Raw genomic sequence first — 19,223 nt, forward strand, 5'->3', positions numbered from 1 at the left:
GCGGTCATCACCGCACCGCCACTCGCGCGAGTCGCTTTGCAGATTACGCCAAAGGCGTAACGCCGTGCTGAGGAAGTCCTCTAGCCGAAATCGCCGCGCACGCCGGGCGTCTTGCCGCCGTCGACGATTACAACGGCGGCAAGGCAATCGCGGTCAGACGCCATTGCACAAGATTGCGTCGCGTCAGCGTAAACGTCACGATGCGCGTCGGGCGGTCGCTGCGCGAAACATGGACAAGGAAATGATTGAAGTCCTGAAACTCGGTCCGCGTGGTGGTGCGCGGCGGTGTGTTGCCCGACGACGGCGACGCATCACCTGAGCGCGCGTCGGGCGTGTTGGCGGCATAGGGGTCGGCTGCGGCCGGCGGCGGCGCCGGCGGGGCACTGTCCTGCGCCTGCGGTGCCGCATCGCGCGGCGCGGGCGCACCGGGCGCGGGCGGCAATCCGGTACTGTCCCCCCGCAGCATGGCCGCCACCGCTTCGGGCGTGAGCAACGCCTCGACAACGCGATCCGACACCCATCCACCGAGCGCGAGAGCAAGTGCCCCGAAGGCGTTGCCGCGCTGCTTGTCCATCTGACGCGAGAGTTCGTCGTGAAGACTCGTTTTCAGGCTTTCACGCACGGCCGGATAGTCGACGTAAGACGACAGCGCCGTCGCATCGCGCGCATCGGCCGCGTCGCGCGCCCGCCACAACGTGTAATACGGCGTGCCGAAAAGTAGACCCAGCACGACAACCAGTGCCCCGAGCGACATCGCGATCGTTGACAGCTTACGCATGGCAAAACTCCGTCGATCAAACTGCGCATGGTAGGCGACGTACGGCAACTCGCCCCTGCTGGCTTACATTGCTTTACAAATCTTTACAGCAAGCGACGCCGCGCCCTTTTACTCTGGAAACGTAGCCGCAAATGCGCGGCACGTTCCGGCGCTGGCCCACTCGGCAAGGCATGGTACGTGCAAGGTACGCGGCAGTTCAACCGACAAGGAGGTGGCACCATGCGGCTCGTCCGACTTGTCCGGATGACGTGCTGCGTCATGCTGGCCGTCACCGCGCTGAGCGCAACGGCACAACCGTGGTCGAACAGCCGGTTTTTCCAGAGTTGGTTTGCACAGGGCGCCGAGCGTCCCGACGGACGCGGCAATCACCGCGGTGGCGCACGGCCTGGACCGTCACGGCCGCCGCCGCAGGCCGTACGGCCGCAGGGCGACTTGCGCGGCGACATCTACAACCATCTGCGCGAACAGCGGCAAGCGCCCGCGCCACCGCCCGCTGCCGACCCGCGTGGGCGCGGTCGTGGCGATCGCGGCGCGCGCTCGCGTTGAGCGCAACGCTCAGGTGAGCGACGTATCCACCACGCGACGCGGCGCTTCGAGATATTCCAATGACTGCATTTCCACGAGACGCGATACCGTCCGAGCAAACTCGTTAGCCAGCGTGCCCTCCACGTACAACTCCTCGGGGGGCACTTCCGCCGACATCAGCAGCTTGACCTTGTGGTCGTAGAAGACGTCGACGAGCCATGTGAAGCGACGCGCCTCCGACGCCATGCGCGGCGTCATCTTCGGCACGTCCGACAGCACGACGGTGTGGAAGCGATTGGCCAGTTCGAGATAGTCGTTCTGCGAACGCGGTCCGCCGCACAACATATGGAAGTTGAACCACACCACGCCGCCCGCGCGACGCAGGGCCTTCAGCTCGCGCTGCTCGATGTGCAGCAGCGGGCTCTCGTCGGGAACCCCGGCGATCTCGGCAAACGCCGCACGCAGCGCACGATTCGCCTCGTTGCCAAGGGGATAGTGATAGACCTGCACCTGCGCCAGCGTGCGGCGTCGATAGTCGATGCCGGCGTCGACATTGAGCACGTCGAGCTTCTCTTCGAGCAGCCGGATCGCGGGCAGCACGCGGTCACGATGCAAACCGTCCGGGTACAGCGTGTCGGGACGATAGTTCGACGTCATCACGAATTGCACGCCGTTCTTGAACAGCTCGGCAAGCAGTCGGTGGAGGATCATGGCATCGGCTACATCGGAGACGTGGAATTCGTCGAAGCAGATCAGGCGATACCGCTTGGCGATGCGCTTGGCCAATTCGTCGAGCGGATCGGGCTGCCCCTTGAGCGCTTGCAACTGGTGATGCACCTCACGCATGAACTCATGGAAATGCAGACGCGTCTTGCGCTGCAGCGGCACCACCGAGTAGAAGCTGTCCATCAGGAAGCTTTTGCCACGGCCTACCCCGCCCCACAGGTACACGCCCTTGGGCAAATCGGGATGCACGAGCCACTTTTTGAGGGTGCTCGAACGCCTGGCCTTGTATGCCGCCCATTCGTCGTAGCACTGTTGCAGACGCTCGACGGCGCGCTCCTGCGCCTCATCGGGCTCGTAGCCGCGCGCGGCCAGTTCCTGTTGATAGTATTCGCGAACGTTCATGCAGTGCGGCGACCGGCCGGGGGGCAGAGGAAATCGGGGAAAAAACAAAGGCGAGTTGCCTCGCCTTTGGTCATACCTGTCAGCGTAAAGCGACTTACTTGTTCAGCGCGCGCTTCTCGACATCGAGGGCGGCTTCACGCATCACTTCCGACAGCGACGGGTGCGGATGGCAGATACGGCCGATGTCTTCCGACGCCGCCTTGAACTCCATCGCCACCACGGCTTCGGCGATCAGGTCCGAAGCGTTCAGGCCGATCACGTGCACGCCGAGGATCTCGTCGGTCTTGGCATCGGCCAGCACCTTCACGAAACCATCCGACGAGCCCATGCCCAGCGCACGGCCGTTGGCCGCGAACGGGAACTGACCCGGCTTGAACTCACGGCCTTCGGCCTTCAATTGCTGCTCGGTCTTGCCGACCCAGGCGATTTCCGGCGAGGTGTAGATCACCCACGGAATGCAGTTGTAGTCGATGTGCGGCTTCTGGCCCGCGATGACTTCCGCCACCAGCACGCCTTCGTCTTCGGCCTTGTGCGCGAGCATCGGGCCACGCACCACGTCGCCAATCGCGTACACGTTCGGCAGCTTGGTACGGCAGTGATCGTCCACCGGAATGAAGCCGCGCTCGTCGGTCGCCAGACCAATGTTGCCCAGGCCCAGGTCGTCGGTGTTCGGCACGCGGCCAACCGACACGATCAAGCGATCGACGTCGAGCGTCTTGGCGTTGCCGTCCTTGTCCGTGTAGTTGATCGTGACGTTGTTCTTGCCGGTCTTGACTTCGCCGACCTTCACGCCGACGTTGATGTCCAGACCTTGCTTCTTGAACTGCTTGGCCGCTTCCTTCGCAACGCCGGCATCGGCCGCCGCCAGGAATTCCGGCATGGCTTCGAGCACGGTGACTTCGGCACCCAGACGGCGCCACACCGAACCCAGTTCCAGACCGATCACGCCGGCGCCGATCACGCCCAGCTTCTTCGGCACGGTGTCGAACGAGAGCGCACCTTCGTTATCCGAGATGAGGTTGTTGTCGACCGGCATGCCCGGCAGATGACGCGCCTTCGAACCGGTAGCGATGATGATGTTCCTGGCCGTGACGGACTCGGCCTCGGCACCCTTCACATCGATCTGATAGCCGCCGTCGTTCTTGGCAATGATCGTGCCGTGACCCTTGAGCCACGTGATCTTGTTCTTCTTGAACAGGTATTCGATACCGCCCGTCATCTTGTCGACGATACCCTGCTTGCGCGAGAGCATCTTCTCGATGTCGATCTTGACGTCCGACGTGGTGATACCGTGATCGGCCAGGTGATGACCGATCTTCTCGAACTCTTCCGACGAGGCGAGCAGCGCCTTCGACGGAATGCATCCGACGTTCAGGCAGGTCCCGCCGAGCACCATCTTGCCGGTCGGGTTGGTCCATTTCTCGACGCAAGCGACCGAGAAACCGAGTTGTGCGGCGCGGATGGCGGCAATATAACCACCGGGGCCGGCGCCGATTACGACTACATCAAATTCTTTTGCCATTTTGATTGTGACTCACTGAAGGCAGACGGCAGGGGGAGGCGCGGCGCGCCGGCCATGCGAAGATGACCGGGCGACGCCGCGCAGTGCGCGCTAACGCTTACAGGTCGAGCAGCAGGCGAGCCGGGTCTTCCAGCGCTTCCTTCATGGCGACGAGGCTCAGCACGGCTTCGCGACCGTCGATGATACGGTGGTCGTAGCTCATGGCCAGGTAGTTCATCGGGCGGATGACGATCTCGCCGTTCTCCACGACAGCGCGGTCCTTCGTGGCGTGCACGCCAAGAATGGCCGACTGCGGCGGGTTGATGATCGGGGTCGACAGCATCGAGCCGAACACACCGCCGTTCGAGATCGAGAACGTACCGCCGGTCATTTCTTCGATCGACAGCTTGCCGTCGGCCGCCTTCTTGCCGTACTCGGCGATCTTCTTCTCGATGTCGGCCAGGCTCAGCTGGTCGGCATTGCGCAGAATCGGCACCACCAGGCCACGCGGCGAACCGACCGCGATACCGATGTCGAAGTAGCCGTGGTAGACGATGTCGTTACCGTCGATCGAGGCGTTCACGGCCGGGTACTTCTTGAGCGCGTGGACAGCGGCCTTGACGAAGAACGACATGAAGCCCAGCTTCACGCCGTGCTCCTTCTCGAACTTGTCCTTGTACTTGTTGCGCAGATCCATCACCGGCTTCATGTTGACCTCGTTGAACGTGGTCAGAATGGCGTTGGTCTGTTGCGATTGCAGCAGGCGCTCGGCGATACGGGCGCGCAGGCGCGACATCGGCACACGCTGTTCCGGACGGCCTTCCAGCGACGTGTCGCGGCCCACCGAAGCGGCCACCGACGGCAGCGCGGCGCGTTGGGCCGGTGCCGGGATCGACGGTGCGGGGGCAGCCGGCTTGGCGCCAGCGGCCAGGGCGTCGCCCTTGGTCACGCGACCGTCGCGGCCCGAGCCGGCCACGTCCGTGGTCGACAGGTTCTTCTCGGCCAGCACCTTGGCTGCGGCCGGGCTGGCGATGCCACCCGATGCGCCACCGGCGGCGGGCGCCGCGGCCGAGGCAGCAGCGGCCGGTGCGGCGGCTTCTGCCGGCTTGGCGGCGACCGGTGCCGCGGCGCCTGCCTTGGCTTCCGTGTCGATCTTGGCGATGATTTGCTCGGACGTCACGGTGTCGCCGGCGGCGGCGGTCACTTCGACGAGCACGCCGGCGGCGGGCGCCGGCACTTCCAGCACGACCTTGTCGGTTTCGACTTCGATCACGGTTTCATCTTGGGCGAAGGCTTCGCCGACTTTTTTCTTCCAGTCGAGCAGCGTACCTTCGGAAACCGACTCGGAGAATTGGGGGACTTTGATTTCAACAATGGCCATTTCTGGATCCTGGATTCGATAAACGTTCAATTCGGAAATACGGCAGCGGCCGTCCCCAGGGGGAGGACGACCGCTGTAAGACCTAACCGGTTACTGCACCACGGTCGCGCCCTTGAGGCGACCGAAAGCCGTATCGAGCAGCTGCTTGAGCTGTTCGTAATGCTTGGCGTAGTAGCCCGCGGCAGGCGAGGCCGAAGCCGCGCGACCCGCGTAAGCCAGCTTCTGACCGGCGCTCATGCTTTCGATCAGGTGGTGTTCGATGTAGAACCACGGACCTTGATTTTGCGGCTCGTCCTGGGCCCACACCACTTCGGTGAGGTTTTCGTATTTCTTCAGTTCGTTCTCGAACGCCTTGTGCGGGAACGGGTAGAGCTGTTCCACACGGACGATCGCGACGTCGGTCGACTTGTCTTCACGACGGCGAGCGATCAGGTCGTAGTACAGGCGGCCCGAGCAGGCGACGACGCGCTTGACCTTCTTCGCGTCGATCGAAGCATCGGTTTCGCCGATCACCGTCTGGAAGCCGCCCTTGGCGAGTTCCGACAGGTCGCTCACGGCTTCCTTGTGACGCAGCAGCGACTTCGGCGTGAACACGATCAGCGGCTTGCGCAGCTGGCGGATCATCTGGCGACGCAGCAGGTGGAAGATCTGTGCCGGCGTTGTCGGCTGGACCACTTGCATGTTCGTGTCGGCGCACAGTTGCAGGTAGCGTTCGATACGCGCCGACGAGTGCTCCGGACCCTGGCCTTCGTAGCCATGCGGCAGCAGCATCGTCAGGCCCGACACGCGGCCCCACTTCACTTCGCCGCTCGAGATGAACTGGTCGATCACGACCTGCGCACCGTTGGCGAAGTCGCCGAACTGGCCTTCCCACAGCACCATCGTGTTCGGCTCGGCGGTCGAGTAACCGTACTCAAAGCCCAACACGGCTTCTTCGGAGAGCACCGAGTCGATCACCGTGAAGGTGGCCTGACCGTCGGCCACGTGTTGCAGCGGCACGTAGGTGCCGTCGTTCCAACGCTCGCGGTTCTGGTCATGCAGCACCGAGTGGCGGTGCGTGAACGTGCCGCGGCCCGAATCCTGACCGGTCAGGCGCACAGCGAAGCCCGACGAGACCAGCGAGGCGAAGGCCAGATGCTCGCCCATGCCCCAGTCGAGCGGCTGCTCGCCCGCGCCCATCTTGCGACGGTCGTTGATGACCTTCTCGACGAGCGGGTGAACCTTGAAGTTCGCCGGGATCGTGGTGATGCGCTCGGCCAGACGCTTGAGTTCGTTCAGCGGCACGGCCGTATCGCCGGCATCGGTCCACTTCTTGTTCAGGAACGGCACCCAGTCGACCGCGTACTTGCTCTTGTAGTTCGAGAGCACCGGGTCGACAGTGTGGTGACCGTCGTCCATGGCCTTTCGGTAGGCCGCGACGAAGCCGTTGCCTTCTTCGGCCGTAATCACGCCTTGCGTGACCAGCTTCTCGACGTACAGCGCGCGCGTGCCCGGGTGCTGGGCAATCTTCTTGTACATCAGCGGCTGCGTGACCGCCGGGGTGTCCTGCTCGTTGTGGCCCAGCTTGCGGTAGCAAACGATGTCCACGACGGCGTCTTTCTTGAACTCCTGACGGAAGTCCAGGGCCAGTTGCATGGCCAGCACGACCGCTTCCGGATCGTCGCCGTTCACGTGCAGCACCGGCGCTTCGATCATCTTGACCACGTCCGAGCAGTACGTCGTCGAACGGGCGTCACGCGGATCCGACGTGGTGAAGCCGATCTGGTTGTTGATGACGATGTGCACCGTGCCGTGCGTGCCGTAACCGCGCGTCTGCGCGAGGTTCAGCGTTTCCATCACGACGCCCTGACCCGCGAACGCGGCGTCACCGTGAACTTGCACCGGCAGCACGCTGGCCGCGTCGGCTTCGCCACGACGGTCCATACGCGCCTTGGCCGAGCCCTCGACCACCGGGTTCACGATTTCCAGGTGCGACGGGTTGAACGCCAGCGACAGGTGGACCGGACCACCGCCCGTCGAGACGTCGCTCGAGAAGCCCTTGTGGTACTTCACGTCACCGGCCGGCAGATCGTCGACGTGCTTGCCTTCGAATTCGGCGAACAGGTCCGCCGGCATTTTGCCCAGCGTGTTGACCAGCACGTTCAGACGGCCGCGGTGGGCCATGCCGATCACGATTTCCTGCACGCCCTTGGCACCGGCGTGGTGGACGAGTTCGTCCATCGCCACGATGAACGATTCGCCGCCTTCGAGCGAGAAGCGCTTCTGGCCGACGAACTTGGTGTGCAGGTAACGCTCGAGGCCTTCAGCGGCGGTCAGGCGTTCGAGGATGTGCTTCTTCTTTTCAGCGGTGAAGTTGGGCGTGGCACGCACCTTCTCCAGACGCTCTTGCCACCAGCGCTTTTGCACCGGGTCGCTGATGTACATGTACTCGGCGCCGATCGAGCCGCAGTACGTGTCGCGCAGCGACTTGAGCAGGTCGCGCAAGCTGGCCTGTTCGAAACCGAAGTACGTGTTCTCGGCCGAGTACACGCTGTCCATGTCGGCTTCGGTCAGGTCGTAGAACGCGGGTTCCAGTTCCGGAATGGCCGGACGTTCCTGACGCTTGAGCGGGTCCAGGTTGGCCCAGCGGGCGCCCAGGAAGCGGTAGGCGGCGACGAGCGACTGCACGTGCACCTGCTTGCGGGCCACGGCCAGGTCGGAGGCGCCGGCGTGCGGCACGAAGGCATTGGCCTTGGCGCGCTGGGCGAACGACTCCACGATCGGGGCGTGAGCCACGTCGTTGGCGTTGGAACCATCAACAGCGGGAACGTTTTGCAGCGCGTCGAAATACTGACGCCAGTTGTCCGGCACGGAAGCCGGATTGTCTAGATACGATTCGTACAGTTCTTCAACGTAGGGGGCATTGCCGCCGAAGAGGTACGAGTTCGCTTGGAATTGTTCCATCAAACTCATTTTGCGCTCACCTTTTCTACGAGTGTCTCGAGAAATAGCGGGTTACGAAACCTTCCGCGACACGGCCTGACCGATTAGCGGATTGCGAGAATCAAGTGGTGCTTGGAAGGACCTGATAAATCACGGCGAGGAGCATAGCACGTTTTCCCAGCGCCCACCGACCCGGAAAGCCGTTGCACGGGGACTTGCGGCGTAACCGCAGCATGCGTCGCAGGTTTGCACTGCGCCGGCCCGCCTGCGCCTTATGCCTATATTTCAATTAGATATATGAAAATTAAATTTTATTATTTTAATTTCTAAGAGCCGGCCGATATCGTGTTGAGTATCCCCTTGCCGGTCCGTCTGGGGGGCTCGACGGGTATGCCCCGCCAGAGTGTCCGTCCAGGTCCGGCCCCTGGAGTCATGAACGACATGCAAGAGACGACACCGCTTTCCGCTCAGCAAGCCCAGATGCTCAGCCAACTGGTCGACGGCCTTTCCGGCGAGCAACTCGCCTGGGTGCGAGGGTTTCTCGCGGGCATCAATCACTCGGTGCGACACGCGGGTGCGCCGGCGCCGATCGCGGCAACGGCCGGGCCTGCCGCGCCGCCGTTGACGATTCTGTATGGGTCGCAAACGGGTCACGCCCAGGAAGTCGCCGAGCACGCCAAGGCGCGCGCTGTTGCCGCGGGCTTCAAGGTCGACCTGTTCGCGATGGGCGATTACAAGGCCTCGCGCCTGAAGAACGACAAGCTCTTGCTCGTTGCCGTCTCGACACAAGGCGAAGGCGAGCCGCCTGACGACGCGCGCGACTTCTACGATTTCCTGCACGGTGCGAAAGCGCCCCAACTCGAAGGCACCCGCTTCGCGGTCCTCGGCCTGGGCGATTCGAGTTATGAGAAGTTCTGTCAGGCCGGCAAGGACTTCGACGCACGGCTGGCTGCGCTGGGTGCGCAACGGCTCGTCCCCCGTGTCGACAGCGACGTCGATTACGACGCGCCGGCCGAGCGCTGGATCGAAGAGGCCGTCGAAGCGCTGTCGCGGGTGGCGGCCCCCGCCGCCGCGGGCAAGAGCGCCGGCGTGACGGAAGGTTTCAACCTCGCCGCGCTCGCGAGCAGCATCGCACCGACTGCGGCATCGAGCCCATACGGCCGCAAGCACCCGTTCGACGCCACCGTCATCGAGAACGTCACGCTCTCCGGACGCGGCTCGTCCAAGGAAGTCCATCACGTCGAACTCTCGCTGGAAGGCTCGGGCCTCACGTACGAGCCGGGCGACGCGTTGGGCGTGGTCGCACAGAACGACGCGGCGCTCGTCGACACGCTGATCGACACGCTGGCCCTCGACCCGCAGGCCACCACGACGACGCAGGACAGCACGCTGTCTTTGCGAGACGCCTTCCTGCGCGCGTACGACATCACAACGCTCTCACGCGCATTCCTTGAAAAATACGCGGCGCTGGCGGAATCCAGCGAACTCAAGGCGCTGCTTGGTGCCGGCAACGAAACGGCACTGCGAGACTATCTCCATGGCCGCGACGTGATCGACGTCGTGCGCCAGTTCCCGGCCCGCAAGGTGAAGGCGGCCGAGTTCGTCGGCACGCTGCGCACGCTCCAGCCGCGTCTGTACTCGATTGCGTCGAGTCTGGCGGCCAATCCGGGCGCGGTGCACATCACCGTGGGCGCGGTCCGCTACGACAGTCACGGCCGCGCGCGTCGCGGCGTTGCATCGACTTACCTCGCCGACACCGCCCGCGAAGGACAGACGGTGCCGGTCTATATCGAACCCAACCGTAACTTCAAGCTGCCGCAGGATAGCCACGCACCCGTCATCATGATCGGACCGGGCACCGGCATCGCCCCGTTCCGGGCGTTCGTCGAGGAACGTCAGGCGCTCGACGCACCGGGCAAGAACTGGCTCTTCTTCGGCGACCGGAATTTCCGCACCGACTTCCTTTATCAGCGAGAATGGCAACGCTATGTGAAGGACGGCGCGCTCACGAAGATCGACCTCGCGTTCTCCCGCGACACAGAAGACAAGGTCTACGTACAGCACCGCATGCGCGAACAAGGCAAGGAACTGTATGCGTGGTTGCAGGAAGGTGCGCACCTGTACGTATGCGGCGATGCCGACGCAATGGCGCGCGATGTGAACACCGCGCTCATCGACATCGTGACTGAACACGGCGGGCTGACGCCGGACGCCGCCGCCGAGTACGTGAAGACGCTGCAACGCGAAAAGCGTTACCAGCGCGATGTGTACTGATCGCGATTGCCGCGAATTCTGAACGCGTTTCGCCGTCCACCCCGACAAGACCCGCGCGGCACCCCGCGCTGACCGATAGAGCCGCTCACATGACGCAACCCACGCAAGCCGGCGACGCCTCGACGGCGCCGCGCTCCGAAGTCGAGAAGATCAAGGACGCCAGCCACTATCTGCGCGGCACGATTGCCGAAGGTCTGGCCGACCCGCTCACTGGCGCGATCTTCGAGAAGGACGCCCAACTGCTGAAGTTCCACGGCTCCTACATGCAAGACGACCGTGACCTGCGCGGCGAACGGCAGAAGCAGAAACTCGAACCGGCCTACCAGTTCATGATCCGGCTGCGCATGCCGGGCGGCGTGTGCACGCCCGAGCAATGGCTCAAGCTCGACGATCTCGCCCAGAAGTACGGCGGCAACACGATCCGCCTGACCACGCGGCAGACGGTGCAGTATCACAACGTGCTCAAGCACCAGTTGCGCCCCCTCATCAAGGGCATCGACGAAGTCGCGATGACGAGCATTGCCGCGTGCGGCGACGTCAACCGCAACACGCTCGTCTCGAACAATCCGCACCATTCGCCCGCCCACGCCGAGGCGCTCGACTGGTGCCTGAAGATCGATCGGCACCTGTTGCCGCAGACCACGGCGTATCGCGAAATCTGGTTGGGCGACAAACGTCTGGGCGCGGGCCAGGAGGATCACGAGCCGATCTACGGCAAGCACTATCTGCCGCGCAAGTTCAAGATCGCCATCGCGATTCCGCCGAACAACGACGTCGATCTCTACGCCAACGACCTGGGCTTTATCGCCATCGTGGGCGACGACGGCAAGCTCGAAGGCTTCAACGTGACGGTCGGTGGCGGCATGGGCATGACCCACGGCGACGCCGCGACGTACCCGCGCACGGCGACCGTCATCGGCTATACGCCGGCCGATCGCATCGTCGACGTCGCCGAGAAGGTGCTGCTCGTGCAACGCGACTTCGGCGACCGCGGCAATCGCAAGCATGCGCGTCTGAAATACACCCTCGACGACCGTGGCGTGGCGTGGTTCAAGGAAACCCTCAACCGATATCTCGGTTGGGATCTGGCGCCCGAGCGCGCGTTCGCGTTCACGACCAACGGCGATCAGTATGGCTGGCTCAAGGGCGCGGACGATCTTTGGCATCTCACGCTCTTCATCCAGAACGGTCGCGTGAAGGATTGGGACGACTACCGTCTGATGACCGGGCTGCGCGAAATCGCGAAGGTCCATCAGGGCGATTACCGCATCACGGGCAACCAGAACCTGATCATTGGGTGCGTGAGCGACGCCGACAAGCCGCAGATCGACGCCCTCGTGAAGGAATACGGCCTGCTCGACGGCAAGCATCAAAGTGCGCTGCGCATCCACTCGATGGCCTGCGTCGGCTTCCCGACGTGTGGTCTCGCGCTGGCCGAGAGCGAACGCGCCCTTCCCGGCCTGGTCACTCGACTTGAGAAGGTGCTCGACGAAGCGGGACTCGCGGGCGAACCGATCACCATTCGCACCACGGGCTGCCCAAACGGCTGCGCCCGTCCATACATCGCCGAGATCGGCCTGGTCGGCAAATCGGCCGGCAAGTACAACCTGTACCTCGGCGCGGGCTTCCACGGCCAGCGTTTGAACAAGCTGTACAAGGAGTCGCTCAACGAAGACCAGATCGTGGCCGAACTCACGCCGCTCTTCGCGCAATACGCGCAGACGCGTGATGCCGGTGAGAAATTCGGTGATTTCCTGGTGCGTCGGGGTGTGGTCAAGGCCGTCGTCGAAGCGCGCGAGGACTTCCACGGCTAAGCGCCGTCATCGCGGCCCCGTTGCAGGCACTCGCCGGCCTCGTCGCCGGCACCAACGAAAACGCCACGGTCTCCCGTGGCGTTTTTCATGATCGCGCTCGAGCGATCGTCGTCAAGCGGCCGAACGTCAGTCGCTGCTGCCCGAATACGGCACCATGCAGCGCCTGACCGTCTTCTCGTAGTCGCGGGGCAGGTGGCTGCCGGGAATTTCGAAGTATTGCAAACGCGCACCGAAGCCGCCTTGCATGACGTCGACGTACGGGTTGTAGACGGCTTTGCCGTCGGCGCCCTGACCGCGATAGACACGCACACGGTCGGCCCCCTGACGGGCGTACGACGTCGATTCGACGTTCGGCGACAGCTCGCTCCAGCCGTGATAAATGCAGTTGAGCACCATGAAGCGATCGGCCCCGGTCCCTTGATCGAGCAGTCGTCCCGCGGCCGGATCAGGCACGCTCATCTGGTTGACCGGGCCACACCCTGCCATTCCCCCGGCCAGCACGGCCACCGCTGCCATCAGCGCCACTCGCTTCATACTTCGCCACCCTCAACTGAGCAAAAGATGGGCAATGTTACCCGGTTCGGCCCACTGCCGCCACGAACACACCCATTCCATGCCCACGCCACGCCCCTATCGCGCTGATTGACGGTGACCGGCCACGCCGCTCAAGCCACCAGGGAAAGCGGGGATGTCTCCACGGCATGCAAGGCCGGACGTCTTGCCGCGCCGCTCGCCTGACTTTCGTCGCCCAATCGGAAGCGCGCCATTTCCTCGCGAAGCGCTTGCGTCTGATCCTCCAGCGACGCGGCCGCCGCCGCCGCTTGCTCCACCAGCGCGGCATTCTGCTGCGTGACGGCATCCATTTGCGTGACCGCCCGATTCACCTGCTCGATGCCGCTGCTCTGCTCGTCGGACGCCGCCGAGATCTCCCCCATGATGTCCGTCACGCGCTGCACCGCTTGCAGGATATCGTTCATCGTGCGCCCGGCTTCGGCCACCAGCGTCGAGCCGTCGGCCACCTTCTGCGCCGACGTCTCGATGAGTGCCTTGATCTCGCGCGCGGCCGTGGCACTGCGCTGTGCCAGCGTGCGCACTTCGCCCGCCACCACGGCGAAACCGCGGCCCTGCTCGCCGGCGCGGGCCGCTTCCACGGCAGCGTTGAGCGCGAGAATATTGGTCTGGAACGCAATCCCGTCGATCACGCCGATGATGTCCACGACCTGCGACGAACTCGTCGAGATGCCCTGCATCGTGTCCACCACCCGCGCCACCACCTGACCGCCGCGCGATGCGATATCCGACGCATTGACCGCCAGTTGGCTCGCCTGACGCGCGTTGTCGGCGTTCTGCTTGACCGTGGCCGTCAGTTGCTCCATCGACGAGGCCGTCTCCTCCAGCGAGGCGGCCTGCTCTTCGGTGCGCGCCGACAGATCGGTATTGCCCGCCGAGATTTCCGCCGTGGCGGTCGCCATCGCATCGCAACTGCGGCGCACGCCGCGAATCGTGTCCGCGAGACGCGACTGCATCGCCTCGAGACCGCGCATGAGCATCGACATTTCGTCCTTGCCCCGCGCGTGCACCGGATTGTCGAGTTGCCCCGCCGAAATGTGCTCGAAGTGCGCCAGCGCGTCGCCAAGCGGCCGCATGATCGCGCCGCGCAGCGAGAAGTAGCAGGCGATGGCCATGAGCACGCCCAGCGCCGTTGCGCCGATGCTCAGCCAGCGGAATGCCTCCAGCTCCGCCATCGACGCGTCGTATGTGTCGTGCCCGAGCTTCAGCTTATACGCGGCCAGCGCGTCGCTGGCCTTCGTAAGCTCGGCGTAACGCTTGGGCAGCACGTTCATCGTGATCTCGTCCATGGCCGTGCGATCGCGCGCGTCGATGGCGGTGAGCATCGGATTCATGCCCTGCTCGAAGAACGTGGCGCGTCGGGCGGCGACCTCGTCGGCCATCCGCTGTTCCTCGGGGCCGCGCGGCAACGCCTGATAGGCGGCCCATGCCGCATTCGCATCCTTGATCATGCCGCGTGCGCGTTTGGCAATCTTGTCGCCATCCGGCGATTCCGGATGCAGCACCACGCGATCGAGAATGGCGCGGGTGCGCGCAAGCGTGGCGTTGTCTTTGCCGAGCGCCACCGTGGCGGCGAGGTGATTGGCGTACGTCTCGCGAAGCGCGTTGCCCGTGCGCGTCATGCCCGCAATGCCGAGCGCGCCCAACAGAATCAGTAACGCCGCCAACAGCGCCATCGTGATGCCGAGGCGCGCCTTGATGGAAAAGCTACGCAACATACTGTCGTCTCCGTCTTGTGTCGTGGGTTCGGGTCCCTGTACGGCCTCTGTCGGGCCGGTATTATTTATGTCATCGGCGTGGCGAGCCCCCGACTTGAGCGTCCTGCGGGTATACGAGCCTTTTGCCGAGCCTTTTGCGCGCCAAGCCGATGACGTGGGAACCGGGCATGATCTTATGACACTTTTTATATATTCATCCGATATATTCGAATTATGATCGAGGGACTCGAAAAGCTTTTGGCGGCCGGCAAAGACAACGCGCTGTTGCGTTTCGGGCTCGGCAAGGCCTATCTGGATGCACAGAACTTCCCGGTCGCGGCCGATCACCTGACGCACTGCGTGGCGTTCGATCCGGCCTACACGGCCGCGTGGAAGCTGTTGGGGAAAGCGCGACACGGCGCGGGCGATCTCGAGGGCGCCCGCGACGCGTGGACGCGTGGGATCGCCGCCGCACAGGCGCACGGCGACCGTCAGGCGGAAAAGGAAATGACGGTCTTTCTCAAACGGTTGGGTTGACGTTGTATCGCCCGCCCGATGTCACACCTCGGGCGGGTCCTCGGTTAGCGTGGTATGGTGCGGCCTGGCGGGTGAGCGGTGCGCTGGGTGCGCCGGACCCGCACAGGATCGCCGAAGCGCACCGTGGTGTCGTTGGCGAGTGGGTGAGCGCCCGAAACGCGCGTGTTCGCGCCGGGCGTGGCATACTGCTCCGATTTCGCCGCGCGGCGGGGATCCACGCAGCGCTAGGCCGGCTGGCCTGTTCCCATCCTGCAATTTTCGTTGGGTATGTCCTTGAAGCATTGTTTGCCGCCTCGTGCGCCGTCTCATTCGGCGCCTTCCAAGTCCCCCGTCGTCACGCCCCAGGCGCCGTCTGCACTCTCCGCCTCGCAGCTCGCCCCAGGTCGTCAACGCGGTTTCGGCACCCTCGCCGCCATCTTTACCACGTTGGTAGGCTTGGCGCTCGTGGGCGCGCTGCTCGTCGGCTATGCGTTGATCGTCATGCGCCCGAACCTGCCGCCGCTCGACGTCATCACCGATTACCGGCCGAAGGTACCGCTGCGGGTCTATACGTCCGATAACGTGCTGATCGGCGAATTCGGCGAAGAGCGCCGCAGCCTGGTCACCATCGATCAGATTCCGGACGTCATGAAGAAGGCCGTGCTCGCGATCGAGGACTATCGGTTCTACGATCACGGCGGCGTCGACTTCATCGGCATTCTGCGTGCCGGTGTTTCAGACGTACTGCACGGCGGTGCCGCGCAGGGCGCCAGTACGATCACGATGCAGGTCGCGCGCAACTTCTTCCTCTCGCGCGAGAAGACGGCCACGCGCAAGATCTACGAAATGCTGCTGGCGTACAAGATCGAGTCGGCGTTGTCCAAGGACAAGATTCTCGAGCTGTATATGAACCAGATCTATCTGGGTCAACGCGCCTACGGCTTCGCGAGCGCTGCACGCATCTATTTCGGCAAGGATCTGAAGGACATCACGCTCGGCGAGGCCGCCATGTTGGCCGGCCTGCCCAAGGCGCCTTCGGCCTACAACCCGATCGTCAATCCGAAACGCGCGAAGATTCGTCAGGAATACATTCTCAAGCGCATGCTCGATCTGGGCTACATTTCGCGCAGTCAGTACGAAGACGCCCTGCACGAGTCGATCCGCACGCGCACGTCCGGCAACGAGTACAACGTGCATGCCGAGTATGTCGCCGAAATGGTGCGTCAGGCCGTGTACGACGAATACAAGGAAGACACCTACACCCGCGGCCTGACCGTCATCACTACGCTCGACTCGAAGAAGCAGCAGGCCGCGTACGAAGCCGTGCGCATGGGCGTGCTCGACTACGAGCGCCGTCATGCGTATCGGGGCCCCGAGGGCTTCGTGGAACTGCCCGCCGCGATGCCCGATCGTCAGCAGGCGATCGAAGACACACTGCTCGAACATCCCGACAACGGCGATCTGGTTGCAGCCGTGGTGGTGGCCGCCAGTACGTCTCAGGTCACGGCCGTGCCGCTCTCGGGCGACACCGTGGTCGTCAACGGCGACGGCATCGGCTTTGCCGCGTCGGCGCTCTCGGCGAGGGCCAGCGAAAAGATCCGCATCCGTCCGGGCGCGATCATCCGTGTGATGAAAGATGCACGCGGCAAGTGGCGCATCACGCAGTTGCCGGAAGTGCAAGGCTCGCTCGTCTCGCTCTCGCCGGACGACGGCGCCATCCGCGCGCTGGTCGGCGGCTTCGACTTCAATCAGAGCAAGTTCAACCGGGCAACGCAGGCATGGCGTCAGCCGGGCTCGACGTTCAAGCCGGTGGTGTACTCGGCAGCCATCGAGAAAGGCGTGAGCCCGGCGACGATGGTAATGGACGGCCCGCTCAACCTGCCGCCCGCGCAGACCGGCGGGCAGGCGTGGGATCCGCATGACGACGACGCTTTCAGCGGCCCGATGACCGTGCGCGAAGGGCTGCAGCGCTCGAAGAACCTCGTGGCGATTCGTCTGCTGCAGTTTGCCGGCACGCAGTACACCCAGGATTACGCCACGCGCTTCGGCTTCGACGCCGACAAGGTGCCGCCGTATCTGCCGATGGCGCTGGGCGCCGGGCAGACCACGCCGCTGCAACTGGCTGGCGCCTACGCGGTGTTCGCGAACGGCGGGTATCGCGTCGCCCCGTACCTGATCAGCGAGATTCGCGACGCGCGCGGCAACTTGCTCAACAAGGCCACGCCGGTGGTCGCCGGGGTGAACGCCGCCCGCGCGATTTCCGCCCCGAACGCTTACATCATGAACAGCCTGCTGCAATCGGTGGCGCAACGCGGCACCGGCGCGGGCACGAACGTGCTCAAGCGCACCGATCTGGCCGGCAAGACCGGCACGACCAACGATGCCCTCGACGGCTGGTTCGCCGGCTACCAGCATTCGCTCGTTGCCGTGGCATGGCTCGGCTTTGACCAACCCAAGACGCTCGGTAGCCGCGAATTCGGCGCGCAACTGGCGTTGCCGGTGTGGACCAAGTACATGGGCGTGGCGCTCAACGGCGTGCCTGAGCAACAAATGGCGATGCCTGACGGGGTCAGCGTCGTGAACGGCGAGCTGTATGAGTCCAGCAAAATGCCGGGCAACGGGTTTGTCGCGAGCATCGGGATCGACGACAGCAGCAGCGGATTCTCGTTGCCGTTCTTCGGGAGCAATTCGCCCTCGCCTGCCGCCCCGCCGCCCGCCGAGGGTCAGCCCCCGTCGCCGGGCGGTGTCGACGCCCGCGAGAAAGCGCGCATTCTCGACATGTTCAAGCACCCGTGACGCTTGGCTCGACGTCGGCCCGCGCAAGCGGCTGACGCGAGCCAGCACCGCCACAATGCACGGCCACCCAACGGGTGGCCGTTTTTCACCGCCGAGCCGCCTTCCTGCCCAGAGCGCAAGAACGTACAAGCGTGCAGCCCGGCATAGCGGCTATGCTCACGCCTTCCCCGTTTCCGTCTTCAACTCTTTACCTTCAGGAAAGCGCCTCCATGCTGGCTCCGACCCGTGCGGCTAGTTTTGCCGCAGGTGCCCGTGACACCCTGCCGATGATCGTCGGTGCGGCCCCGTTCGGCCTGATCTTCGGCGCCCTGGTGGCGACCACGCCGCTGGCGACGTGGCACGGTCAGCTCATGTCGCTCACCGTTTTCGCCGGATCCAGCCAGTTCATCGCCGCCGGCCTTTTTGCCACGGGCGTGGGCTATCTCGTGCTGTGGGCAACGACGTTGATCGTGAATCTGCGACACATGCTGTACGCGGCCAACCTGTTGCCGCATGTGGGGCAGCTGAACTTGCGGTGGCGTGCCCTGCTGGGATTCCTGCTGACGGACGAGACGTTCGCGGTGACCAGCAGCCATTTCCATCGCCATCCCGACGATCCGATGGGCCACTGGTACTTCCTGGGCTCAGGCCTGTCGATGTACATGAATTGGCAGGTGTGGACGCTGGCCGGGTTGCTGTTCGGCGCAGCGTTTCCGCGTCTGCAAACGCTGGGGCTCGACTTCGCGATGGTCGCCACGTTCATCGCGATCATCGTGCCGCAAATGGCCCGCATGCCGTGGGCCATCGCGACGATCGTCGCCGGGGTGGCCGCGTACCTGTGTCATGGTTTGCCGTACAAGCTCGGCTTGCTCGTGGCCGTGGCGCTCGGCATTGCGTCGGGCATGGTGGCGCTGCACGCGAAGCGTCGCGGGGGTGTGCAATGAATTATGTACTGGCGATTGGCGGCATGGCGGCGGTCACGTTTGCCGTCAAGGCGGGGATCTTTCTGCTGGGCGACCGCGTGCGATTTCCCGAGTGGCTGCGTGAGGCGTTGTCGTTCGTCCCGGTGACGGTGCTCACGGCAATCATCGTGCCGATGACGCTGGCGCCGCATGGTAACGGTCTCGAGCTGACGTGGCGCAATCCGCAACTCATCGCCGCCCTCGTGGCCATCGCCGTCTGCGCCGCGACGCGTCACCAGTTGCTCACCATCGGCGCCGGGCTGGCCATCTTCTTTACGTGGCAGTTAGGCGTATTGGGCTAACAGGCACCGCTCGCGCCATTCGCGTCGTCCATGAAAAAAGCGCCTCGCATGAGGCGCTTTTTCGTGTTGGGGCGGGCT

Annotated in this window: 14 protein-coding genes; 7 read left to right on the plus strand and 7 right to left on the minus strand. The window is 64.1% G+C overall.

Features of this window, described 5'->3' with window-relative positions:
- Nucleotides 1-127 precede the first annotated feature (127 nt).
- Nucleotides 128-778, minus strand: a complete 651-nt coding sequence (locus tag PSO31014_RS02435; RefSeq protein WP_150550142.1) for a DUF2939 domain-containing protein — start codon at nt 776-778, stop codon at nt 128-130.
- 219 nt (nt 779-997) lie between these two features.
- Here PSO31014_RS02435 and PSO31014_RS02440 point away from each other — a divergent pair, with 219 nt between their 5' ends.
- Nucleotides 998-1,324 (plus strand): hypothetical protein, encoded by a 327-nt coding sequence (locus PSO31014_RS02440; RefSeq protein ID WP_150550143.1) that lies wholly within the window; start codon nt 998-1,000, stop codon nt 1,322-1,324.
- A 9-nt stretch (nt 1,325-1,333) separates the two neighbouring features.
- Here the strand turns inward: PSO31014_RS02440 and zapE are convergent, their stop codons facing one another.
- From zapE to PSO31014_RS02460, 4 genes are all read right to left on the minus strand, one after another.
- Nucleotides 1,334-2,431 carry a cell division protein ZapE gene (gene zapE, locus PSO31014_RS02445; RefSeq protein WP_150550144.1) on the minus strand — a complete coding sequence of 366 codons (1,098 nt, stop codon included), beginning with the start codon at nt 2,429-2,431 and terminating at the stop codon, nt 1,334-1,336.
- 94 nt (nt 2,432-2,525) lie between these two features.
- Nucleotides 2,526-3,953, minus strand: a complete 1,428-nt coding sequence (lpdA, locus tag PSO31014_RS02450; RefSeq protein WP_150550145.1) for a dihydrolipoyl dehydrogenase — start codon at nt 3,951-3,953, stop codon at nt 2,526-2,528.
- A 97-nt stretch (nt 3,954-4,050) separates the two neighbouring features.
- Nucleotides 4,051-5,313, minus strand: a complete 1,263-nt coding sequence (gene odhB / locus PSO31014_RS02455; RefSeq protein ID WP_150550146.1) for a 2-oxoglutarate dehydrogenase complex dihydrolipoyllysine-residue succinyltransferase — start codon at nt 5,311-5,313, stop codon at nt 4,051-4,053.
- A gap of 90 nt (nt 5,314-5,403) precedes the next feature.
- Nucleotides 5,404-8,265 (minus strand): 2-oxoglutarate dehydrogenase E1 component, encoded by a 2,862-nt coding sequence (locus tag PSO31014_RS02460; protein WP_150550147.1) that lies wholly within the window; start codon nt 8,263-8,265, stop codon nt 5,404-5,406.
- Between the two features lie 402 nt (nt 8,266-8,667).
- Between PSO31014_RS02460 and PSO31014_RS02465 the strand changes: the two genes are divergently transcribed.
- Nucleotides 8,668-10,509, plus strand: a complete 1,842-nt coding sequence (locus PSO31014_RS02465) for an assimilatory sulfite reductase (NADPH) flavoprotein subunit (protein ID WP_150550148.1) — start codon at nt 8,668-8,670, stop codon at nt 10,507-10,509.
- An 89-nt stretch (nt 10,510-10,598) separates the two neighbouring features.
- On the plus strand, nt 10,599-12,323 hold the full coding sequence (locus tag PSO31014_RS02470; protein WP_150550149.1) for an NADPH-dependent assimilatory sulfite reductase hemoprotein subunit: 1,725 nt from the start codon (nt 10,599-10,601) through the stop codon (nt 12,321-12,323).
- A gap of 126 nt (nt 12,324-12,449) precedes the next feature.
- Here PSO31014_RS02470 and PSO31014_RS02475 read toward each other — a convergent pair whose 3' ends face one another.
- Both PSO31014_RS02475 and PSO31014_RS02480 read right to left on the minus strand, forming a co-directional pair.
- Complete coding sequence (locus PSO31014_RS02475; protein WP_150550150.1) at nt 12,450-12,857, minus strand: hypothetical protein; 408 nt, start codon at nt 12,855-12,857, stop codon at nt 12,450-12,452.
- Between the two features lie 131 nt (nt 12,858-12,988).
- Nucleotides 12,989-14,611, minus strand: a complete 1,623-nt coding sequence (locus PSO31014_RS02480; protein WP_150550151.1) for a methyl-accepting chemotaxis protein — start codon at nt 14,609-14,611, stop codon at nt 12,989-12,991.
- Between the two features lie 213 nt (nt 14,612-14,824).
- Here PSO31014_RS02480 and PSO31014_RS02485 point away from each other — a divergent pair, with 213 nt between their 5' ends.
- The 4 genes from PSO31014_RS02485 (at nt 14,825) to PSO31014_RS02500 (ending at nt 19,145) form a co-directional block, all read left to right on the plus strand.
- On the plus strand, nt 14,825-15,127 hold the full coding sequence (locus PSO31014_RS02485) for a hypothetical protein (RefSeq protein WP_150550152.1): 303 nt from the start codon (nt 14,825-14,827) through the stop codon (nt 15,125-15,127).
- Between the two features lie 267 nt (nt 15,128-15,394).
- Nucleotides 15,395-17,902, plus strand: a complete 2,508-nt coding sequence (locus PSO31014_RS02490; RefSeq protein ID WP_425494834.1) for a penicillin-binding protein 1A — start codon at nt 15,395-15,397, stop codon at nt 17,900-17,902.
- Nucleotides 17,903-18,111: 209 nt separating this feature from the next.
- Nucleotides 18,112-18,825, plus strand: a complete 714-nt coding sequence (locus PSO31014_RS02495; RefSeq protein ID WP_150550153.1) for an AzlC family ABC transporter permease — start codon at nt 18,112-18,114, stop codon at nt 18,823-18,825.
- Nucleotides 18,822-19,145, plus strand: a complete 324-nt coding sequence (locus PSO31014_RS02500; RefSeq protein ID WP_150550154.1) for an AzlD domain-containing protein — start codon at nt 18,822-18,824, stop codon at nt 19,143-19,145. Before PSO31014_RS02495 ends, PSO31014_RS02500 begins: the two co-directional genes overlap by 4 nt.
- Nucleotides 19,146-19,223 lie beyond the last annotated feature (78 nt).

The organism is Pandoraea soli (genome assembly GCF_902459595.1).
Taxonomy (GTDB): domain Bacteria; phylum Pseudomonadota; class Gammaproteobacteria; order Burkholderiales; family Burkholderiaceae; genus Pandoraea; species Pandoraea cepalis.